The sequence below is a fragment of the Streptomyces scabiei 87.22 genome (assembly GCF_000091305.1).
GTDB lineage: Bacteria > Actinomycetota > Actinomycetes > Streptomycetales > Streptomycetaceae > Streptomyces > Streptomyces scabiei.
The window spans coordinates 2,026,533-2,045,287 of sequence record NC_013929.1; the positions used below are offsets into that span (position 1 = coordinate 2,026,533).

Annotated in this window: 15 protein-coding genes; 4 read left to right on the forward strand and 11 right to left on the reverse strand. The window is 71.9% G+C overall.

Features of this window, described 5'->3' with window-relative positions; translation table 11 throughout:
• Positions 1-203 precede the first annotated feature (203 nt).
• The 8 genes from SCAB_RS08505 to SCAB_RS08540 all read right to left on the reverse strand — a co-directional run bounded on the left by SCAB_RS08505 (position 204) and on the right by SCAB_RS08540 (position 9,705).
• On the reverse strand, positions 204-1,223 hold the full coding sequence (locus SCAB_RS08505) for a TIGR03842 family LLM class F420-dependent oxidoreductase (RefSeq protein WP_012999652.1): 1,020 nt from the start codon (positions 1,221-1,223) through the stop codon (positions 204-206).
• Positions 1,224-1,234: 11 nt separating this feature from the next.
• On the reverse strand, positions 1,235-2,638 hold the full coding sequence (gene hydA, locus SCAB_RS08510) for a dihydropyrimidinase (protein ID WP_012999653.1): 1,404 nt from the start codon (positions 2,636-2,638) through the stop codon (positions 1,235-1,237).
• Between the two features lie 180 nt (positions 2,639-2,818).
• On the reverse strand, positions 2,819-3,661 hold the full coding sequence (locus SCAB_RS08515) for a nitrilase-related carbon-nitrogen hydrolase (RefSeq protein WP_012999654.1): 843 nt from the start codon (positions 3,659-3,661) through the stop codon (positions 2,819-2,821).
• A gap of 155 nt (positions 3,662-3,816) precedes the next feature.
• Positions 3,817-5,394, reverse strand: a complete 1,578-nt coding sequence (locus tag SCAB_RS08520; protein WP_012999655.1) for a PucR family transcriptional regulator — start codon at positions 5,392-5,394, stop codon at positions 3,817-3,819.
• Between the two features lie 31 nt (positions 5,395-5,425).
• Positions 5,426-6,712, reverse strand: coding sequence for an aspartate aminotransferase family protein (locus SCAB_RS08525; RefSeq protein ID WP_012999656.1), 1,287 nt, complete (start codon positions 6,710-6,712; stop codon positions 5,426-5,428).
• 83 nt (positions 6,713-6,795) lie between these two features.
• The gene (locus SCAB_RS08530; RefSeq protein WP_012999657.1) at positions 6,796-7,638 is read right to left on the reverse strand and encodes a nitrilase-related carbon-nitrogen hydrolase; all 843 of its coding nucleotides are present in this window, start codon (positions 7,636-7,638) and stop codon (positions 6,796-6,798) included.
• 234 nt (positions 7,639-7,872) lie between these two features.
• The gene (locus SCAB_RS08535) at positions 7,873-9,285 is read right to left on the reverse strand and encodes a hypothetical protein (protein ID WP_012999658.1); all 1,413 of its coding nucleotides are present in this window, start codon (positions 9,283-9,285) and stop codon (positions 7,873-7,875) included.
• Positions 9,286-9,429: 144 nt separating this feature from the next.
• Positions 9,430-9,705 carry a helix-turn-helix domain-containing protein gene (locus SCAB_RS08540; RefSeq protein WP_012999659.1) on the reverse strand — a complete coding sequence of 92 codons (276 nt, stop codon included), beginning with the start codon at positions 9,703-9,705 and terminating at the stop codon, positions 9,430-9,432.
• A gap of 73 nt (positions 9,706-9,778) precedes the next feature.
• On the opposite strand from SCAB_RS08540, the gene map reads away from it, so the two are divergent.
• Positions 9,779-10,546, forward strand: a complete 768-nt coding sequence (map, locus tag SCAB_RS08545) for a type I methionyl aminopeptidase (protein ID WP_037724235.1) — start codon at positions 9,779-9,781, stop codon at positions 10,544-10,546.
• A 127-nt stretch (positions 10,547-10,673) separates the two neighbouring features.
• On the opposite strand, the gene ggt is transcribed toward map, so the two are convergent.
• Complete coding sequence (gene ggt, locus SCAB_RS08550) at positions 10,674-12,479, reverse strand: gamma-glutamyltransferase (RefSeq protein WP_037724234.1); 1,806 nt, start codon at positions 12,477-12,479, stop codon at positions 10,674-10,676.
• Positions 12,480-12,662: 183 nt separating this feature from the next.
• Between ggt and SCAB_RS08555 the strand changes: the two genes are divergently transcribed.
• Together SCAB_RS08555 and SCAB_RS08560 are read left to right on the forward strand one after the other, a co-directional pair.
• The gene (locus SCAB_RS08555; RefSeq protein ID WP_012999662.1) at positions 12,663-13,424 is read left to right on the forward strand and encodes a hypothetical protein; all 762 of its coding nucleotides are present in this window, start codon (positions 12,663-12,665) and stop codon (positions 13,422-13,424) included.
• 167 nt (positions 13,425-13,591) lie between these two features.
• Positions 13,592-15,190 carry a CocE/NonD family hydrolase gene (locus tag SCAB_RS08560; protein WP_046773693.1) on the forward strand — a complete coding sequence of 533 codons (1,599 nt, stop codon included), beginning with the start codon at positions 13,592-13,594 and terminating at the stop codon, positions 15,188-15,190.
• A gap of 155 nt (positions 15,191-15,345) precedes the next feature.
• Here SCAB_RS08560 and SCAB_RS08565 read toward each other — a convergent pair whose 3' ends face one another.
• Both SCAB_RS08565 and SCAB_RS08570 read right to left on the reverse strand, forming a co-directional pair.
• Entirely contained in the window at positions 15,346-16,089 is a 744-nt protein-coding gene (locus tag SCAB_RS08565; RefSeq protein ID WP_012999664.1) for an amino acid ABC transporter ATP-binding protein, read from the reverse strand.
• Positions 16,090-16,324: 235 nt separating this feature from the next.
• On the reverse strand, positions 16,325-16,774 hold the full coding sequence (locus SCAB_RS08570; RefSeq protein ID WP_012999665.1) for a DUF6278 family protein: 450 nt from the start codon (positions 16,772-16,774) through the stop codon (positions 16,325-16,327).
• Between the two features lie 183 nt (positions 16,775-16,957).
• On the opposite strand from SCAB_RS08570, the gene SCAB_RS08575 reads away from it, so the two are divergent.
• Positions 16,958-18,748 carry an SGNH/GDSL hydrolase family protein gene (locus SCAB_RS08575; RefSeq protein ID WP_037724314.1) on the forward strand — a complete coding sequence of 597 codons (1,791 nt, stop codon included), beginning with the start codon at positions 16,958-16,960 and terminating at the stop codon, positions 18,746-18,748.
• Positions 18,749-18,755 lie beyond the last annotated feature (7 nt).

The window sequence follows — 18,755 nt, forward strand, 5'->3', positions numbered from 1 at the left end:
GGGGAGACGGGACGGGAACGAAAGGCCGTGCGGAGGCCTTGGGCCCCTCCCCTCCGGGACGGCGGAGGGAAGGGAGACAAGGTGTGGGGGGTCGAGGGGCCGAGCGGTCGGCGCCAGAATCGGAGTCACTGGTTCCGCTTTATTGGGGTGGCCGGATTCTCGCAGCCGCCGGCCCGTCCGGGAAGGGAGGGGCGGCCGGGGAGTCAGCCGTTGAGGGCCGGGATGACCGTGGAGCCGTAGACGTCGATCACCCGTTCCTGCGCGTCGTGCATGTCGTAGACGGCGAACTGGTCCACGCCCAGCGCACGCAGCGCGCCGAGCTTCTCGATGTGCGCCTCGGGGGTGCCGATCACACAGAACCGGTCGACGATCTCGTCCGGCACGAACTGGGTGTCGGGGTTGTCGGCACGCCCGTGGTGGGAGTAGTCGTACCCCTCGCGGGCCTTGATGTACTCCGTCAGCTCCTCCGGTACGGCCGCGGAGTGCTCGCCGTACTTCGACACCAGGTCGGCGACGTGGTTGCCGACCATCCCGCCGAACCAGCGGCACTGCTCGCGGGCGTGCGCCAGCGCCTCGGGCGAGTCGTCCTCGGTGACGTACGCGGGCGCGGCCACGCAGATCTTCACCTCGGACGGGTCGCGCCCGGCGGCGACGGCGGCGTCCTTGACCGCCTTGACCATGTACTCGGTGAGATACAGGTCGGAGAGCTGGAGGATGAAGCCGTCGGCCTCCTCACCGGTCATCTTCAGGGCCTTGGGGCCGTACGCCGCCATCCAGACGGGGAGTTCGGCGCCCTCCTTGATCCAGGGGAAGCGGATGACCGTACCGCCGAGGTCGGCCTCTCCCCCGCTGCCCAGCGCCCGGATCACCTTCATGGCCTCGCTGATCCGGGCCAGGGTGTTGGGCTTGCGGCCCGCCACGCGCATGGCCGAGTCGCCGCGGCCGATACCGCAGACCGTGCGGTTGCCGAACATGTCGTTGAGCGTGGCGAAGGTCGAGGCGGTGACCTCCCAGGTGCGGGTGCCCGGGTTGGTGACCATCGGGCCGACCGTCAGTCTCGAGGTGCTGGACAGGATCTGGCTGTAGATGACGAACGGTTCCTGCCAGAGCACGGCGGAGTCGAAGGTCCAGCCGTACGTGAAACCGTTGTTCTCGGCGCGCTTCATCAGCTCGACGACGCGCGAGGCCGGCGGGTCGGTCTGCAGGACGAGTCCGAAGTCCATGTGCTCCGCTCCTAGGTGAGGTACTGGCAGGTGGAGCGGGGGGTGTAGACGCCGTGCCCGGCGTGGCCGGTGTACTCCCGCTCGGTGATGACGAGTTCGCCGCGCGAGAGGACCGTCTCGACCCGGCCCGTGGTGCGCTTGCCCTCGTACGCCGAGTAGTCGACGTTCATGTGGTGGGTCTCGGCGGACATGACCTGCTCGGCGTGCGGGTCGTAGATGACGATGTCGGCGTCCGCGCCCGGCGCGATGGTGCCCTTCTTCGGGTACATGCCGAACATGCGGGCCGGAGTGGCGCAGGCGATCTCGATCCAGCGGCGCCGCGAGATGTGCCCGTCGACGACCGCCTGGTGGAGCAGATCCATCCGGTTCTCCACGCCCGGGAGGCCGTTGGGGATCTTGGAGAAGTCGCCGCGGCCCAGTTCCTTCTGGCCGACGAAGCAGAACGGGCAGTGGTCGGTGGAGACCACCTGGAGGTCGTTGGTGCGCAGGCCCTGCCAGAGCTTCGCCTGGTGCTCGCGCGGCCTCAAGGGGGTGCTGCACACGTACTTGGAGCCCTCGAAGTCCGGCTCCGCGAGGTTGTCGGTGGACAGGAACAGATACTGCGGGCAGGTCTCGCCGAAGACGTTCAGCCCCTCGTCCCGTGCGCGGGCCAGCTCGGCCACCGCCTCCATGGCCGAGACGTGCACCACGTACAGGGGGGCGCCGGCGACCTGGGCGAGCTTGATGGCGCGGTGGGTGGCCTCGGCCTCCAGGAGGGCCTTGCGGACCTCGCCGTGGTAGCGGGGGTCCGTCTCGCCGCGGGCCAGGGCCTGTTCGACGAGGACGTCGATCGCGATGCCGTTCTCCGCGTGCATCATGATCAGTCCGCCGTTGTCGGCGGAGCGCTGCATGGCCCGCAGGATCTGGCCGTCGTCGCTGTAGAAGACGCCCGGGTAGGCCATGAACTGCTTGAAGGAGGTGACGCCCTCCTGCACCAGCAGGTCCATCTCCTTCAGCGTGTCCTGGTTCACGTCGGAGACGATCATGTGGAAGGCGTAGTCGATCGCGCAGGTGCCCTCCGCCTTGGCGTGCCAGGCGTCGAGGCCCTCGCGCAGGGAGTGGCCGACGCTCTGCACGGCGAAGTCGACGATCGTCGTGGTGCCGCCCCAGGCGGCGGCCCGGGTCCCGGTCTCGAAGGTGTCGGAGGCGAAGGTGCCGCCGAAGGGGAGTTCCATGTGGGTGTGGGCGTCCACGCCGCCCGGGACGACGTACTTGCCGGTGGCGTCGAGGGTGCGGTCCGCCGTCCAGGCGTCGGCGGTCGTGCTTCCGCTCGCCGCGAGTGCGACGACTCGGCCGTCCTCGATCAGGACATCGGCGTGGATCTCGTCCGAGGCTGTGATGACGAGACCGCCGCGGATGACTGTACGCCCGCTCATTCGGTCACGCTCCGTTCGGTTGTCGGGAAAGTGCCGGTCGTCTGTGGCTGGTCGCTCCCCCACTCTCGGCTCCGCTCGAGCGGGAGGGGCCCCCATCGCGGCGGCAGCCGCATATCGGGCACCGCCCCGCGCCCCTTGAAGGCCCCTGCGGGGCCCGTCAGGGGCGCGGGTCGTGTGTTGCTACGGCGCCGTCAGCGGGCCGTACGCGTCCGGGCGGCGGTCGCGGAAGAACTGCCAGCGGTCGCGGACCTCGCGGAGCTTGGCCAGGTCCAGGTCGCGGACGACGAGTTCGGTCTCCTTGTCGCTCGCGACCTCGCCGACGAACTGGGCCTCGGGGTCCACGAAGTAGGAGGTGCCGTAGAAGTCGTTGTCGCCGAGTTCCTCGACGCCGACCCGGTTGATGGCGCCGATGAAGTACTCGTTGGCGACGGCCGACGCCGGCTGCTCCAGCTGCCACAGGTAGCGGGACAGGCCCCGTGAGGTGGCCGACGGGTTGAACACGATCTCGGCGCCGCCGAGACCCAGCGCACGCCAGCCCTCCGGGAAGTGCCGGTCGTAGCAGATGTAGACGCCGATCCTGCCCACGGCGGTGTCGAAGACCGGCCAGCCCGCGTTGCCGGGGCGGAAGTAGAACTTCTCCCAGAATCCCGGGACTTGCGGGATGTGGTGCTTGCGGTACTTGCCGAGGTACGTGCCGTCCGCGTCGATCACGGCGGCTGTGTTGTAGAGGACGCCCGGCTGCTCCTCCTCGTACATCGGCAGCACGAGGACGAGGCCGAGTTCCCTGGCGAGCGCCTGGAAGCGCTTGACGATGGGGCCGTCGGGGATCGCTTCGGCGTACTCGTAGAACGCCTTGTCCTGGACCTGGCAGAAGTAGGGCCCGTAGAACAGCTCCTGGAAGCACATGACCTGCGCACCCTGCGCGGCGGCGTCGCGGGCCGCCTGCTCGTGGACCTGGATCATCGACTCCTTGTCGCCGGTCCAGGCCGTCTGGAAGATCGCTGCGCGGATGACTCTGCTCATCGGGACCTCCGGTCACTCGGTGTGCAGTGAGCGTAGGAAGACCGGAGATCCGGTTTGAGTTGCACGGTGTCACGTCTGCGGGCCTTCTGCGTTCCACCGTGTCACCTCTTCCTGGGCGCATGTTTCACCGTCGTTTTCGCAGGTCCCGGCATGTTTCAGCCCTGTTGCGCGTCGTGGGCGAGGAGGGCGATGTGGACGGACGCGGCCTGTTCGAAGTCGTCGAGGTCCACACCGAGGCGGGCCTCTATGGCTTCGAGCCGGCGATACAGCGCGGGCCGGCTGACGTGGTGCAGCTGGGCGGTGTGCGACTTGTTGCGGCCGGTCGCGAGATAGGTCCGCAGCACGGGCAGCAGGTCCTGCTCGGCGTGCCCGTCACCGCACAGCAGCCCGTCCAGTTCCCGCTCGGCGAACGCCTGCACGTGCGGGTCGTCCCGCAGCAGCCGGACCAGGCCGCGGAGGTGGACGTCCCGGAGGCGGACGACGACGGGGAGGTCCAGCCCGGTCGTGGCGGACTGGGCGACAGCGTCGGCCACATGCCGGGCCTCGCGCAGCCCGCCCGGTACGTCCTCCCAGGTGGTCCGGGCCTCGGCGGCTGCCACGACCGTCGTCCGCACCCCCGACTCGGACCGCAGCCGGGTCGCGAAGTGCGCGGTGAGCGCGGTCGCGTCCTGGTCCCGGGCCAGACTGAGCAGGACGGCGGTGGCTCCCTCCGCCAGCTCGGCGACGAGGCCGGGGAGCCCCAGCATCCTGAGCACGCGGTCGAGTTGGGCCGGTTCCCCGGCGCGTACGACGAGGGGCACGAAGGTACGGCGGTTGACCGGGAGTCCGGCGGCTCGGGCCCTCGGCAGCAGCTGCCGGGCCGGTACGACCCCGGAGACGAGGTCCGTCAGGAGACTCTGCGCGGACTGTTCCTCCCAGCTGTGCGCCGAACCGCCGAGCATGCGGTGCAGGACGAGCGCCTCGGCGGCCCGGTCGGCGAGCAGCCGTCCCGTGGCGGTGTCGCCGCGGTGTCCGCACAGCACGACCTGGCCCCAGCGCTCCCCGCGTCCGCCCAGCTCGGCCCGTACCCAGCCGTCGCCCTCGCTGCCGCCCGCCTGCCGTGCGATGCGCTCCCAGTCGCGCAGCACGTCGTCGACCGCGGACCGCTCCCCCGCGGTGGCGAGGACGCGATGGGCGAGGTTGGTGACGACGAGCGGACAGCCCGCGTGGTGGGCGATCTCGTCGAGGAGCCGTTGCAGCGGGGCACCGGCGGTGATCAGACCGGTCAGGGCCGTACGGACGGCCTCCGACAGGCTCACGGCCGCGAACTTGCGCCGTACGAGCCGGGACTGGACCTCCTCGGTCAGTTCGGCGAAGGGGAACGGCCGGTGCAGCACCACCATCGGCAGGCCGCACCGCTCCGCCGCCCGGCGCATCACGTCGGGCGGCGTCGGGAAGGCCCGGCCGAGACCGAGGACGACCGCGGCGGCCTCGGCCCGGTGCAGCGAGCGGATGTACTCGGCCTGGGCCTCCTCGTCCCCGGCGAGCAGGACCCCGGTGGTGAGGACCATCTCGCCGCCGGTGAGCATCACGCCCACGTCGGGGGCCTCGGCCACGTGCACCCAGCGCACCGGCCGGTCGAGCTGACCGGCCCCGGCCACCACCTCGGGCTCTCCGGCGAGGACCCGGTCCAGGTTGAGGACCTGGCGTACCGACAGGGCGGGTTCCGGGCCGGGGGCCGAGGTGGTGGTCATGGCGGTGTTCCTCAGATCTGTTCCTCCGGTGCTACCGGATGCTCCTCAGAGCCCGTTCGAGGGCTTCGGCGCCCTCCTCGGCCTCGGCGACGGTCAGCGACAGCGGGGGCGCGATGCGCAGCGCGCTGGTGTTGTGGCCGCCGCCCTTGCCGATCAGCAGGCCCTCGCGGCGGGCGGCTTCGAGGACGGCGGACGCGGCCTCGGGGTTGGCCTCGTCGGTGCCGGGCTTCACCAGCTCGATGCCGATCATGAGGCCCCGGCCGCGTACCTCCTTCACCTCCGGGATCTGCGCGGTGATCGCCCGCAGCCGCTCGATGAGCAGTCCGCCGACGCGCCGGGCGTTGCCCTGGAGGTCGTGCTCGATCAGGTAGTTGAGGTTGGCGAGCCCGGCGGCCATGGTGATCTGGGTGCCGCCGAAGGTCGAGATCGAGTTGCTGTCCAGACAGTTCATGACCTCGGAGCGGGCCACGACACCGCCGATGGACATGCCGTTGCCGATGCCCTTGGCGAAGGTGAGGATGTCCGGCGGGCCGTTCTGCCCGTGCGCCTGCCAGCCCCAGAAGTTGTCGCCGGTGCGGCCCCAGCCGGTCTGCACCTCGTCCGCGATCCACAGCACGCCGTGCCGTTGCAGCACCTCGCGGAAGGCCGCGTACAGGCCGTCCGGCGGTGAGGTGAAGCCGCCGACGCCCTGGACCGGCTCGGCGATCAGCGCGGCCGGCGGGCGGCCGTGGCCGAGCAGGTCCTCCAGGTCGGCGACGCAGGCGGTGATGAAGTCGGCGTCGCTCAGGTCGGCGTACGGGCCGCGGGTGCGGACGCCGCCGTGCACGTACAGCGTCTGGAGCGGGGACAGCGAGGTCGGGGACCAGCCCTTGTTGCCGGTGATGCCGACCGCGCTGAACGAACGGCCGTGGTAGCTGTTGCGCATCGCCAGGATCTGGTTGCTGCGGCGGTGGGTCGTCGCCAGCATGAGCGCGGTGTCGTTGGCCTCGGTGCCGGAGGTGGTGAAGAAGACCCGGGCGTCCGGGATGCCGGACATCTGGGCGATCCGCTCGGCGAGTTCGACCATCGGCCGGTTGAGGTAGAGCGTCGAGGAGTGGATGATCCGCCCGGCCTGCTCGCTCACCGCCTTGGTGACCTCGGGCAGGGCGTGCGCGGTCATCGTGGTGAGGATGCCGCCGAAGAAGTCGAGGTACCGGGTGCCGGCGGCGTCCCAGACGTGGCGGCCCTCGCCGTGGGTGATCTCCAGGGGGTCCGCGTAGTAGAGCGCGAGCCAGTCGGGCAGTACGGCCTTGTGGCGTCCGAGCAGTTCGTCGGTCACGGCTGCACCACTCCTTTCACTCCTGTACGGGTTCTGCGGGTGTCACGGCTGTACGTGCCCACGCCGGGGCGCTGTGAGTCCCGTCAGGGCTGCACGAGTCCCTCGTAGGCGTCGGGGCGGCGGTCCCGGTAGAACGCCCACTGCTGCCGCACGTCCTCGATGAGGTCGAAGTCGAGGTCCCGTACGACCAGTTCCTCGCCCTTGTCGCTGGCGACCTCGCCGACGAACTTTCCGCGCGGGTCGACGAAGTAGGAGGTGCCGTAGAAGTCGTTGTCCCCGTACTCCTCCACGCCGACCCGGTTGATCGCGGCGACGAAGTACTCGTTGGCGACGGCGGCCGCGGGCTGCTCCAGCTGCCACAGGTGGGAGGAGAGGCCCCGGTGGGTCGCGGAGGGGTTGTAGACGAGCTGGGCGCCGTTCAGACCGAGCTGGCGCCAGCCCTCCGGGAAGTGGCGGTCGTAGCAGATGTAGACGCCGACCTTGCCGACGGCCGTGTCGAAGACCGGCCAGCCGAGGTTCCCGGGCTTGAAGTAGTACTTCTCCCAGAAGCCCTTGACCTGGGGGATGTGGTGCTTGCGGTACTTGCCGAGGTAGGTGCCGTCGGAGTCGATCACCGCGGCGGTGTTGTAGTAGAACCCGGACTGCTCGACCTCGAAGACCGGGACGACGATCACCATGCCGGTCTCGCGGGCCAGCTCCCCCATGCGCGTGACGGTGGGGCCGTCGGGCACGGGCTCCGCCCAGGCGTAGTGCTCGGGTTCCTGGACCTGGCAGAAGTAGGGCGCGTTGAAGACTTCCTGGAAGCCGATCACCTTCGCGCCCTGCCGGGCGGCCTCGCGGGCGTGCTCGACGTGCTTGTCGACCATGGACGCGGTGTCGCCGGTCCAGGTCGCCTGGACCAGGGCGGCGCGTACGACGTTGGCCATCTCAGCTGCTCCTTCGACAGGGACCTCAGAGAGCCTCTACGCCCGTAGACGAAGGTCGTAGAGGCTTGAAACTAAGCCCCGTCGACGGGCTGGGCAAGACCATCGTCGTCAACCGGCCGAGTCGATCACGTTTCGCACTCCAGTGGGTGATTACCCCTGCGTTTCGCGTGCCGGGGCGCACGGGCGCCGCGAGGCGGTGCCGGTGCGCCTGACGGGGCGGACGCGACCGACGGGTCAGCCGAGTCCCTGCACGCGCAGGGCGTGCACCACCTCGCGGTAGCGCTCCTCGGAGACGCGGCGCGCCGCCTCCAGTACGAGGGGCCTGAGCCGGCGCGGACGGGCCTGCGCGGTGCGGGCCGCCTCCTCCGGCGTACGCACGCGCACATAGACGTCGAGCAGCGCACGCGCCTCCCGCTCGCGCCCCTCGGCGGTGAGGGCGAGCACGGCCTCGCCGATCTCCTCGGCGGGCCGGGCGACGCCCTGCCGGAGCATCTGCTCCCCGTCCGGGGCGCGGCCCACCGCGTGCAGGGCGTCCGCCACCGCGACCAGCCGGTCGGCGGGCAGCGAGCCGGCCTCCCACAGCAGGGTCGCCCAGTCGGCGTCGAGCCCCGCCCGGTGCAGGTCGGCCGCGAGCAGCGGAAAGCGGGCGGCGGGCCAGCGCGCGGCCTCCACGAGGAGGGCGTGCGCCTCGCCGCTGCGGCCCTCCCGGCGCAGCCGCAGCAGGTGCTCCACGGTGCCGGCGACCTCACGCCGCGCGTCGTCGTCCAGCGGCTGCCTCGCCCGCGGCTGCGCCGGCGCCTCCCCCTCGGTGCGCTCCGCGACTCCGGCGTACCGGGCGCCCCGGGGGGCGCCGCCCCCGCGGCCGGCGGACGGTGCGGCGGGGATGTGGGGCGGGTCGTCGTCCGACGCCACGGGCGGCTCGTGCTCGGCCTCCACCGCCCCGGCGAAACGGGCGCCCCCGCGCGGGCGGCGCTTGGCACGCTGCCTGACCGGCGCCGGGGCGGCGGCCTCGGGGGCCCGGGCGGCGCCCGGGCGGGCGTCCGGAACGGTGCGAACGGCCTCCTCGGGCACCACGGGGACGGGACCCCCGGCGGTGTTCTCCCGGCCGTGTGCCGCGTCCCGCGCGAAGTCGTGCGGGACGCGGCGGTCGGCGTGCTCGATGCGGGTGCGCAGTTCCGTGCAGCGCGCCGTGGCGCGTTCGCGGTCGTCGTGGGCCCAGGCGAGGTCGAGGCGGACGGTGTCGGCCTCGACCCGGGTGGTGGCCGACCGGAGCCGGCTGGTCAGTTCGGCGGCGCGTTCGGCGGCGTAGCGCTGTTCGCGGAGCATGACGTCGAGGCGGTCACCGAGGGCGTCGCGGCCTCCGGGCCGGGCGTCGTAGGCGGCGAGGGAGGCGCCGTGCAGGGCGCGGGCGCGCTCGGTCTCCTGGGCCGCGGCGGCCGGGCCGTAGGCGGTGTCGAGGTCGTGCATGAGCGCTTCGACGACGTCCCAGGGCGGCACCTCCTGGCCGTCCAGGCAGGCGCGCATGCCGTCGGGATCGCGTTGCCAGAAGACGGCGCACCAGCCGCCGCCCTGGTCCAGCTTCGCCATCAGCTTGTTCAGGTATTGCGCGAACTCCCAAACCTCTGCCGGGAGTTGATTCACCGTCACCGCATACTCCCCGGCCGACTGGAGTGCTCCGACCCGATAGAAAACACCAGTTGTGTTACGGGCGGGCTACGCGCAGTTTTCGGGGCGGACGCGGTTCGCCGTGCGCGGTCGGGCGACGGCTGTGCGTGACGGGTCCGGGCCGGCTCAGGCGACGGCCGCCGTCGGCGCGCTCTCGGCGGCCGGCGCGCAGCGCGTCACGAGGTCGTCCATGGACAGCCCCAGGGCGCGGGCGAGGGCGGCGATCGTGAAGAAGGCGGGGGTGGGGGCCCGGCCGGTCTCGATCTTCCGCAGGGTCTCCGCGGAGAGTCCCGCGTGAGCCGCGATCTCCGCCATGCTCCGGCCGCCGCGGGCCTCGCGCAGCAACCGGCCGAGCCGCTCGCCGCGTTCGCGCTCTTCGGGGGTCAGGGGGGTGCGCACCATGGCCCCATTCTAATACCGGCCGCCGCCGAGTGACCGGTATTTTAATTGGGTCCAGAGCGGTATAGTAATTGGCATGGTGGAACTGAAGACGGACGCGTCCATGGACGCGATGTACGAGGCCGGGCAGGTCGTGGGGCGCGCGCTGACGGCGGTACGGAAGGCCGCCGACGTGGGAGTGTCCCTGCTCGAACTGGACGAGGTGGCGCGCGAGGTGCTGCGGGAGGCGGGAGCCTCGTCCCCGTTCCTCGGCTACCGGCCCTCGTTCGCGCCCACGCCGTTCCCCGCCGTCGTCTGCGCCTCCGTGAACGACGCGATCGTGCACGGCATCCCGACGTCGTACCGGCTGCGCGACGGCGACCTGCTCTCCGTCGACTGCGGCGCCGTGCTGGACGGCTGGGCCGGGGACTCGGCGGTCAGCTTCGTGGTGGGCGAGCCGCGCACTGCCGACCTCAGGCTCGTGGAGACGGCCGAACGCGCCCTCGCGGCGGGCATCGCGGCGGCCGTGGTGGGCAACCGTATCGGCGACATCGCGCACGCGATCGGCACCGTGTGCCGTTCCGCCGGGTACGGCATCCCGGACGGGTTCGGCGGGCACGGGATCGGGCGGAAGATGCACGAGGACCCGGGCGTGCCGAACGAGGGGCGGGCCGGCCGGGGCATGAAGCTGCGGCACGGGACGGTCCTGGCGATCGAGCCGATGGTCATCGGCGGGGGCGGCGACGGGTTCCACGCGGCGCCCGACGGGTGGACCCTGCTCACGGACGACGGGTCCCGGGCGGCCCACGCGGAACACACGGTCGCCGTCACGGAGGCCGGGCCGCGCGTACTGACGGCCCGCTAGCGGCCGCGCCCCGTGCGCTCGGGCCCACGGGGACCGAACCTCGCCGGGGCGCGGGGAACCGCGCGAGCGGCCACGGCGTATCCGCGGCCACCGGAGCGCCGCACCCCCACGCCCCGCCCCTCGACGGCTACTTCGAGGGGTGCACGACCATCGCCGCGCCGCCCCCGCGCCGTACGGTCTCCGCGGCGGCCAGCCACTTGCCGTCCGACAGCCGCTGGACCGCGGTGGCCGCGCCGATCTCCGGGTTCTGCCGGAAACCGTGCCCGAGGGCTTCCAGCTCCGTGCGCAGCGGGCTGTTCCACAGGCCCGGTTCGAGTTCGGTGGTGGTCTGGTTGCGCTGGCTGGCCCGTGGCGCGGCGATCGCGTCGACGAGCGGCAGGCCCCGGTCGAGGAACCCGGTCAGGGTCTGCAGCACGGTCGTGATGATGGTCGCGCCGCCCGGCGAACCGAGCGCCACCACGGGCCGGTCGTGCCGGTCGAGCACGATCGTCGGCGACATCGACGAGCGGGGCCGCTTGCCCGGCCCCGGCAGGTTCGGGTCGTGCACGGCCGGGTTGGCCGGGGTGAAGGAGAAGTCCGTCAGCTCGTTGTTGAGCAGGAACCCGCGGCCCGGCACGGTGATGCCGCTGCCGCCGGTCTGCTCGATGGTGAGCGTGTACGAGACGACGTTGCCCCACTTGTCGGCGACCGTGAGGTGGGTGGTGCTGTCCCCCTCGTAGGTCGTCGGCGCGGCGGTGCCGCCGGCCCGGCAGGGCGCCGGGTTCCGCGGATCGCCCGGCGCGACCGGGCTGGTGAGCACCGCGTCGTCCTTGATCAGGCACTCCCGCGAGTCGGCGTACCGCTGCGACAGCAGTTCCTTCGTGGGGACGTCCTCGAAGGCGGGGTCGCCGACCCAGCGGCCCCGGTCGGCGAACGCGATGCGGCTGGCCTCGATGTAGCGGTGCAGGTACCGGACGTCGCTCGCCTTCGACAGGTCGGTCCGCTCCAGGATGTTCAGCGCCTCGGCGACCGTGGTGCCGCCGGAGGAGGAGGGGGCCATGCCGTAGACGCCGAGACCGCGGTACGACGTCTCCGTGGGCGCCTGGCGCTTGGCCCGGTACGCGGACAGGTCGGCCGTGGTCAGGTCGCCGGGCCGGGCTTTGTACCCCGAACCCGGGTCCACCGGCGGCTTGTTGACCGTGTCGACGATGTCCTGGGCGAGGTCGCCCCGGTACAGGGCGCCGACGCCCTTGCGGCCCAGCAGCGCGTAGGTACGGGCCAGATCGGGGTTCTTCAGCGTCGAGCCGACCACCGGCAGCTGTCCGCCGGGGAGGAAGAGGTCGGCCGTGGCCGGAAAGTTGCGGAAGCGTGCCTCGTTGGAGGCGGTCTGGGAGCGGAAGGTGGCGTCGACGGTGAACCCGTGGCGGGCCAGCTTCACGGCGGGCTTCAGCAGTTTGGCGAGCGGCTTGCTGCCCCAACTGCTCAGCGCGGTCTGCCAGGTCGCCGGAGTGCCGGGGGTACCGACGCTCAGCCCGCTGGTGACGGCCTCGGCGAACGGGATCGCCGTGCCGTTCTCCAGGAAGAGGTCCGCGTCGGCGCTCAGGGGCGCGGTCTCCCGGCCGTCGATGGTGTGCACCGTACGGGAGCGGGCGTCGTAGTAGACGAAGTAGCCGCCCCCGCCGATACCGGCCGAGTAGGGCTCGGTGACGCCGAGCGCGGCGGCCGTGGCGACGGCCGCGTCCACCGCGTTGCCGCCCTTGCGGAGCACCTCGATACCGGCGGCAGAGGCGTCCGGGTCGACGCTGGAGACGGCTCCGCCGTAACCGACGGCGAGCGGCACCTTCTCGACGGGGTCCGCCGCGGCCTGGGACGGCGGGGCCGCCCCCACCGCGACCACGGCGGACGTTGCCGCCAGTACAGCCAGTTTCCGCGCGACAGGGCGACGCAGACGCATCCGTACCTCCAGTCAAGGACCGTTCGCGCAGACTAACGCGGGTGCCATGACCCCGTCAGCGGCGTCTCGGCCATCCGGCGGTGTCGCAACACCCCCGCGACGGCCCGCCGAACCGGGACAGCGGGTCTGGAATCGGACATGGATTCGGACAGGTCTCGGCCGCGCCCGCTACCATGCGCGGCCATGAATGACGACGTGCGCAATATCGTCCTCGGTGTGCTCGCGGCGGGCCTCAGCGCCTCGCTCGGCTGGGCCTTCCGGACGTACCTGTGGAAGAGGAAGCTCCGCCGCAAGCAGACGTTCTTCGGGCTGCCCGACAACTCCGAGTCCCTGCTGGTGGTCAACCGTGATCCGTCCAGCGCGGACCTGGCCGTCCACCGCTACGACGTGTTCGCGCTGCTGGAACTCTCCGCTCTGATCAAGGACTGCGGCGCGCACGCGCAGATGATCACCCAGGACGCGGCCCAGCAGGGCTTCGGCGAACGCACCGAATTCTGCGTGGGAGGTCCGATCTCGAATCGCCGGATGGCGGCGCACATATCCGCGATGCTGCCCGGCGTCGTCTTCAACAACGACCCCGAGCCCGGCCCCCACCGGGCCGCCTTCCAGATCGGCAGCGAGCAGTACCGCCTGGACCCCGGCATCACCGAGCACGTCGTCCTCGCCCGGCTCACCACCGGCCAGCCGGACCAGGCCCGGCCCGTCTTCCTCTTCTGCGGGCAGCGCGCGATCACCAACCAGGCCGCCACCCGCTACCTCGCCCGCAACCACGAGCGCCTGCACCGCAAGTACGGCACCGGCACCTTCGTCCTGCTGCTGAAGGTCGTCAACTCGCAGGCGTACGGCGCCGATGTCGTCGAACTCGTCGCGGACGTCACCCGCGCGGCCCAGGCCCCGGCCCCGGCGCCTTCCGCGCCGGCCCAGATCTCGCACCGGGCCTCCTAGCGCCCCCGCGCCGGCTCACCGCCGCGCCGATCCACCGCCACGCCGGGTTCACGCCGCACCGGTTCACCATCGAACGTTACCGTCACGTAACTTACCGGGGAGTTACTTCCGGTAAGGGCGTCCGGTTACCGTCGGGTCACTTTGCACTGACACGAGTGAGGCGACCCATGAGACACCAGCACGGCACCACCTCCCGTACGGCCGGGGCGCTGCGGACCGGCGCCGTCGGCGCCGTCTCGGCCACCCTGATCGCCGGCACGGCCCTCGGTCTCGCCCCCGCCGCCCGGGCGGCCTCCGGCTCGACCGCCGCTCCCACCACCCGCTTCGTGGACATCGCCGGCGACGGCGGCACGGTCCTCAAGGCCAACGTCGTCGCGCCCGCCGACACCTCGCGCGCGTACCCGCTGCTCGTGCTGCCCACGAGCTGGGGCCTGCCGCAGATCGAGTACCTGGCCCAGGCACGGAAACTGGCCGACGCCGGTTATGTGGTGGTCAGTTACAACGTGCGCGGCTTCTGGGAGTCCGGCGGATACATAGAGGTCGCGGGCCCACCCGACACGGCCGACGCCTCCAAGGTGATCGACTGGGCCCTCGCCAACACCCCGGCGGACGCCGAGCACATCGGCATGGCGGGGCTGAGTTACGGAGCGGGCATCAGCCTGCTCACCGCCGCGCACGACCGGCGCGTCAAGGCGGTCGCCGCGCTGAGCGGCTGGGCGGACCTCATCGACTCGATCTACGGCGGACGCACCCAGCACGTGCAGGCCTCCGCCCTGCTGGACGGCGCCGGACGGATCACGGGCCGCCGGAGCCCCGAACTCCAGCAGATCTTCAAGAGCTTCTATGCCTCCGACCTGACGAAGGAGGAGGACATGATCGCCTGGGGGAAGAAACGTTCCCCCGAAACGTATCTGGACCAGCTGAACACGCACGGCACGGCCGTCATGCTCGCCAACGCCTGGGGCGACTCGATCTTCCCGCCCAACCAGTACGCCGACTTCTACGAGAAACTCACCGGCCCCAAGCGGCTGGAGCTGCGCCCCGGCGACCACGCCACCACCGAGCTGACCGGCCTGTTCGGGCTGCCCAACGACGTGTGGACGGACACGCGGCGCTGGTTCGACCGCTACCTCAAGGGCGCCGACAACGGCATCGACCGCGAGCAGCCCGTCCGGCTCAAGTCCCGCACGGGCGGCGCCTTCGAGGGCTATCCGGACTGGAAGTCCGTCACCGCGACCCGCGAGAAGTTCGCCCTGACGGGCGGCACCACGATCCGCGCGAACGTCGACTCGGGTGCCGACGGCGGGGTCGTCCTCCTGTCCAGCATCCTGGACCAGGTGGCGCAACTCCCGCCCGTGGCCTCGATCCCGCTGCTGCCGCGCCGCTGGGCGGCCGTATGGCAGTCGGAGAAGTACACGACCGCACAGGCCGTGCGGGGTACCGCGAAGCTGCACACCACGGTGACCCCGACCAAGGAGAGCGGCACCCTCGTCGCCCATCTCTACGACGTGGGCCCGCTCGGCCTCGGCAAGCTGGTCAGCCACGCGCCGTACACCTTCCACGGCGTGACGCCCGGCAAGCCGTTCGGCGTGGACCTGGACTTGCTCTCCACGGCCTACGACGTCCCGGCGGGCCACCGTCTCGCCCTGGTCGTCGACACGGTCGACCCGCTCTACATCGAGCACAACCCGACCGGCGCGCAGCTGACCTTCTCCTCGCCGCCGAACGACCCGTCGTACGTGTCGATCCCGCTGCGCGAGCAGTGATCTCCGGCTGCCGCCGGACGGGCCTGGCCCCTGGCCGCCGCGTGTCCGGCGGCGGCGCTCCTGTTTCGGCCGGGGTGGCGTCCGCGGCCTCGCTCACCCCAAGTGGATGAACCGCTCATCGTAGTCGAGGACCGCGCCCGGTCATGTGGCGGTGGTCAGTGCTTGAGGATCTTGGAGAGAAAGTCCCTGGCGCGGTCGCTCTCCGGGTTCGTGAAGAACGCGTCCGGAGTGCGGTCCTCGACGATGCGGCCGTCCGCCATGAAGACGACACGGTTGGCGGCGGAGCGGGCGAAACCCATCTCGTGGGTGACGACCACCATGGTCATGCCCTCGCGCGCCAACTGCTGCATGACTTCCAGGACTTCGTTGATCATCTCCGGGTCGAGCGCCGAGGTGGGCTCGTCGAACAGGATGACCTTGGGGTCCATGGCGAGGGCGCGGGCGATGGCCACGCGCTGCTGCTGGCCGCCGGAGAGCTGCGCCGGGTACTTGGGCGCTTGGTCGGCGAGGCCGACCCGGTCGAGGAGTTCACGGGAGCGCCGTTCGGCGTCCTCCTTCTTCTTCTTGCGCACCTTGATCTGACCGAGCGACACGTTCTGCAGGACCGTCTTGTGCGCGAAGAGGTTGAACGACTGGAAGACCATGCCGACGTCCGCGCGCAGTGCCGCGAGGGCCTTGCCCTCGTCCGGCAAGGGCTGCCCGTCGAGCAGGATCGTGCCGGAACGGATGGGCTCCAGCCGGTTGATCGCCCTGCACAGCGTGGACTTCCCCGACCCCGACGGGCCGATGACGACGACCACCTCCCCCCTGCCGACGGTGAGATCGATGTCCTGCAGGACATGCAGCTCCCCGAAGTACTTGTTCACGCCGTGCATCTCGATCAGCGGATCGACCGCCATGCCCTGCCCGCCCTACTCGCTCCGGCCGTGCCGTGTGTGCCCTGTCATGTCGTGCGGTGGTGTGTCGTGCGGTGCTCCGACGTGTGAAGCCGTGCTGTGCCGTGCCGCAGGTGCCGCAAACTATCCGGACGGCCGTGACCCTCGTCCACGACACGCACGGCCGCGCATTAGCCGTATTGTCGCCGCCCGGCGAGGCCACGGGCGACGGCACGGGCGGCAGCGCGGTGCGGGGGCGTCACGACTCCGCCACCTCGGCGTAGAGCTGGGAGAGTTCGGGCGCGCCGCTCGCCGCCCACTGCTGCCCGGCCTCGACCACGTCGATCTCCCGGCCGGACGCCAGGCGCACCACGGGCTGGCCGTTCGGCCAGATCTCCCAGCGGGCGCCGGGGACGGTCCGGACGACCACCGTGCCCAGGTAGAGCCCGGCGTCGTTGCCGAGCCAGGCCGCGCGCTCGTCGTCGTCGCGCCAGCGCGGGACGAGCTGGTCGAGGGCTTCCAGCGAGGACGCGGAGTCGTCCAGGCGCACGCCCGCCTGTGCGGCCTGGGCGCGCAGCAGTTCGCATTCGGCGAGGAGTCCGGCGAGTCCCGCGTGACCGTCGTCGTCACCGTCGCCGCCGGTGAACACCGCGACCCCGAAGGCGGGACCACGCCTCTTGCGCCAGTTGCCCAGGAAAGAGATGTTCATGCGCTCAGCGTGTCATCCGCCCGGTCCCCGGCACCACAGGCGCGCGGGCCCGCCTGTTCGCCCGGAGTTCGTCCACCGTTCGAGCACGCCTCATTGACGGGCCCCTGACGCCTCTTTAGGTTCATGACACATCTGTCGCCTCGTCACCGTACCGGTGTCGCATGCGCGATCGTCGTCGCCGACATGGTCATCAGCGAACGGGAGGGGTCCCGCGTGCGCCCACGCGTCTGGGGAACGGCCTGTGTACTGGCACTCCTGGCGACGGCCGCGCCGGTCGCCACGGCCCGGGCCTCCGACGGCGGGAAGGAGAGACCGGCGCCCCTGGAACGGCTCTTCGACAACCGGGCGGTCAGTGACGACGCGCGGCCCGCCGGGGCCGACTTCGACGGACAAGGGAACTCGCTCTCCGCCGCCGACCTGACGGCCGCCGGGTGGACGCCGGGGCGCACGCTGACCGTTCAGGGCGCACGCCTGACCTGGCCGCGCCGCACGGCGGGCGAGCCCGACAACGTGCGCGCCGCCGGCCAGTCGGTCCGGGTGCGGGGCCGGGGCGACGCCCTCGCCTTCCTCGTCGCCGCCACGGGCGGCACGGAGGCCGCCGGGACGGGGACGGTCCGCTACGCGAGCGGCGCCCGCTCCACGTACCGCCTGACCGCCTCCGACTGGCGCACCGGCCCGCTCGCCACCAAGGCCGTCGCCCTTCCCCACGTCAACACCCCCGGCGGTCGACTCACCGAGAAGGCCCGGCTGTACGTCGTCACCGTGCCGGTCGGGCGGGGCGGCGAGGTGGCCTCGGTGACCCTGCCGCGCAACCCCGACCTGCATGTGTTCGCGCTGTCGGTCCGCCCCGAGTCGCGCGGCTGGACCGGCGGTTGGGCGGCGTCCACCTCCGGCTACACGACCGTCGGGCCGTGGACCGACCGGACGCTGCGGCTCGTCGTCCACACCTCGGCGGGCGGGCCCCGGGTGCGGATCCGGCTCGACAACACCTTCGCCTCGGCGCCCGTACGGGTGGGGAGCGCGACGGTGGCGTTGCGGGCCGAGGGCGCCGCCGCCCGGGGCGCGCCGGTGCCGCTGTCGTTCGGGGGCGCGGTAGGCACCCTGATCCCGGCGGGCGCCCAGGCGTACAGCGACCCGCTGGGCTTCGAGGTGCCCCCGGACACCGACCTCCTCGTGAGCTTCCACCTGCCGGACACGGTGACGGCCGCGCCCGTGCACCGGCTCGCCCAGCAGACGTCGTACGTGAGCGGGCCGGGCGACCACGCGGGCGAGACCTCGGCGACGCCGTACACCTCGACGGTGACGACCTGGCCGCTGCTGACCGGCGTGGACGTGGCGGGCGGTCCGGGCTCGGTGGTGCTGCTCGGGGACTCGATCACCGACGGCGAGAAGGTGACGGCCGACTCGAACCGGCGGTGGCCGGACGTGCTGGCCCGGCGCCTGCTGGACCAGGACGAGGTGCCGCGCTACGGCGTCCTCAACCAGGGGATCTCGGCGAACCGGGTGGTCACCGACCGCTATCCGGGCGACGGCGTCTCCACCGACACGGGCGGCGTGAGCGCCCTGCACCGTCTCGACCGTGACGTCCTCGCCCAGACCTCCGCCCGGACCGTCGTCGTCTTCCAGGGCGTCAACGACGTCCGCTGGGGCACGACGGCGGGCGAGGTCGTCGCCGGGCTGCGGGAGATCGCGGCCCGGGGGCACGAGCGGGGCCTGCGCGTGCTGGCGGCGACGATCGCGCCCTGCGAGGGCGAGGCCCGCTGCACGGCCGCAGCCGACGCCCAGCGGGTCGCGGTGAACGACTGGATCCGGGGCAACGACGACGTCGACGGCGTCCTCGACTTCGACGCGGTGCTCCGCGACCCGGACCGACCGGCGCGGCTGCTCCCCGCGTACGACAGCGGGGACCATCTGCATCCGAACGAGACGGGACTGGCCGCGCTGGCGGAGTCGGTGGACCTCGGACTCCTCTGATACGACG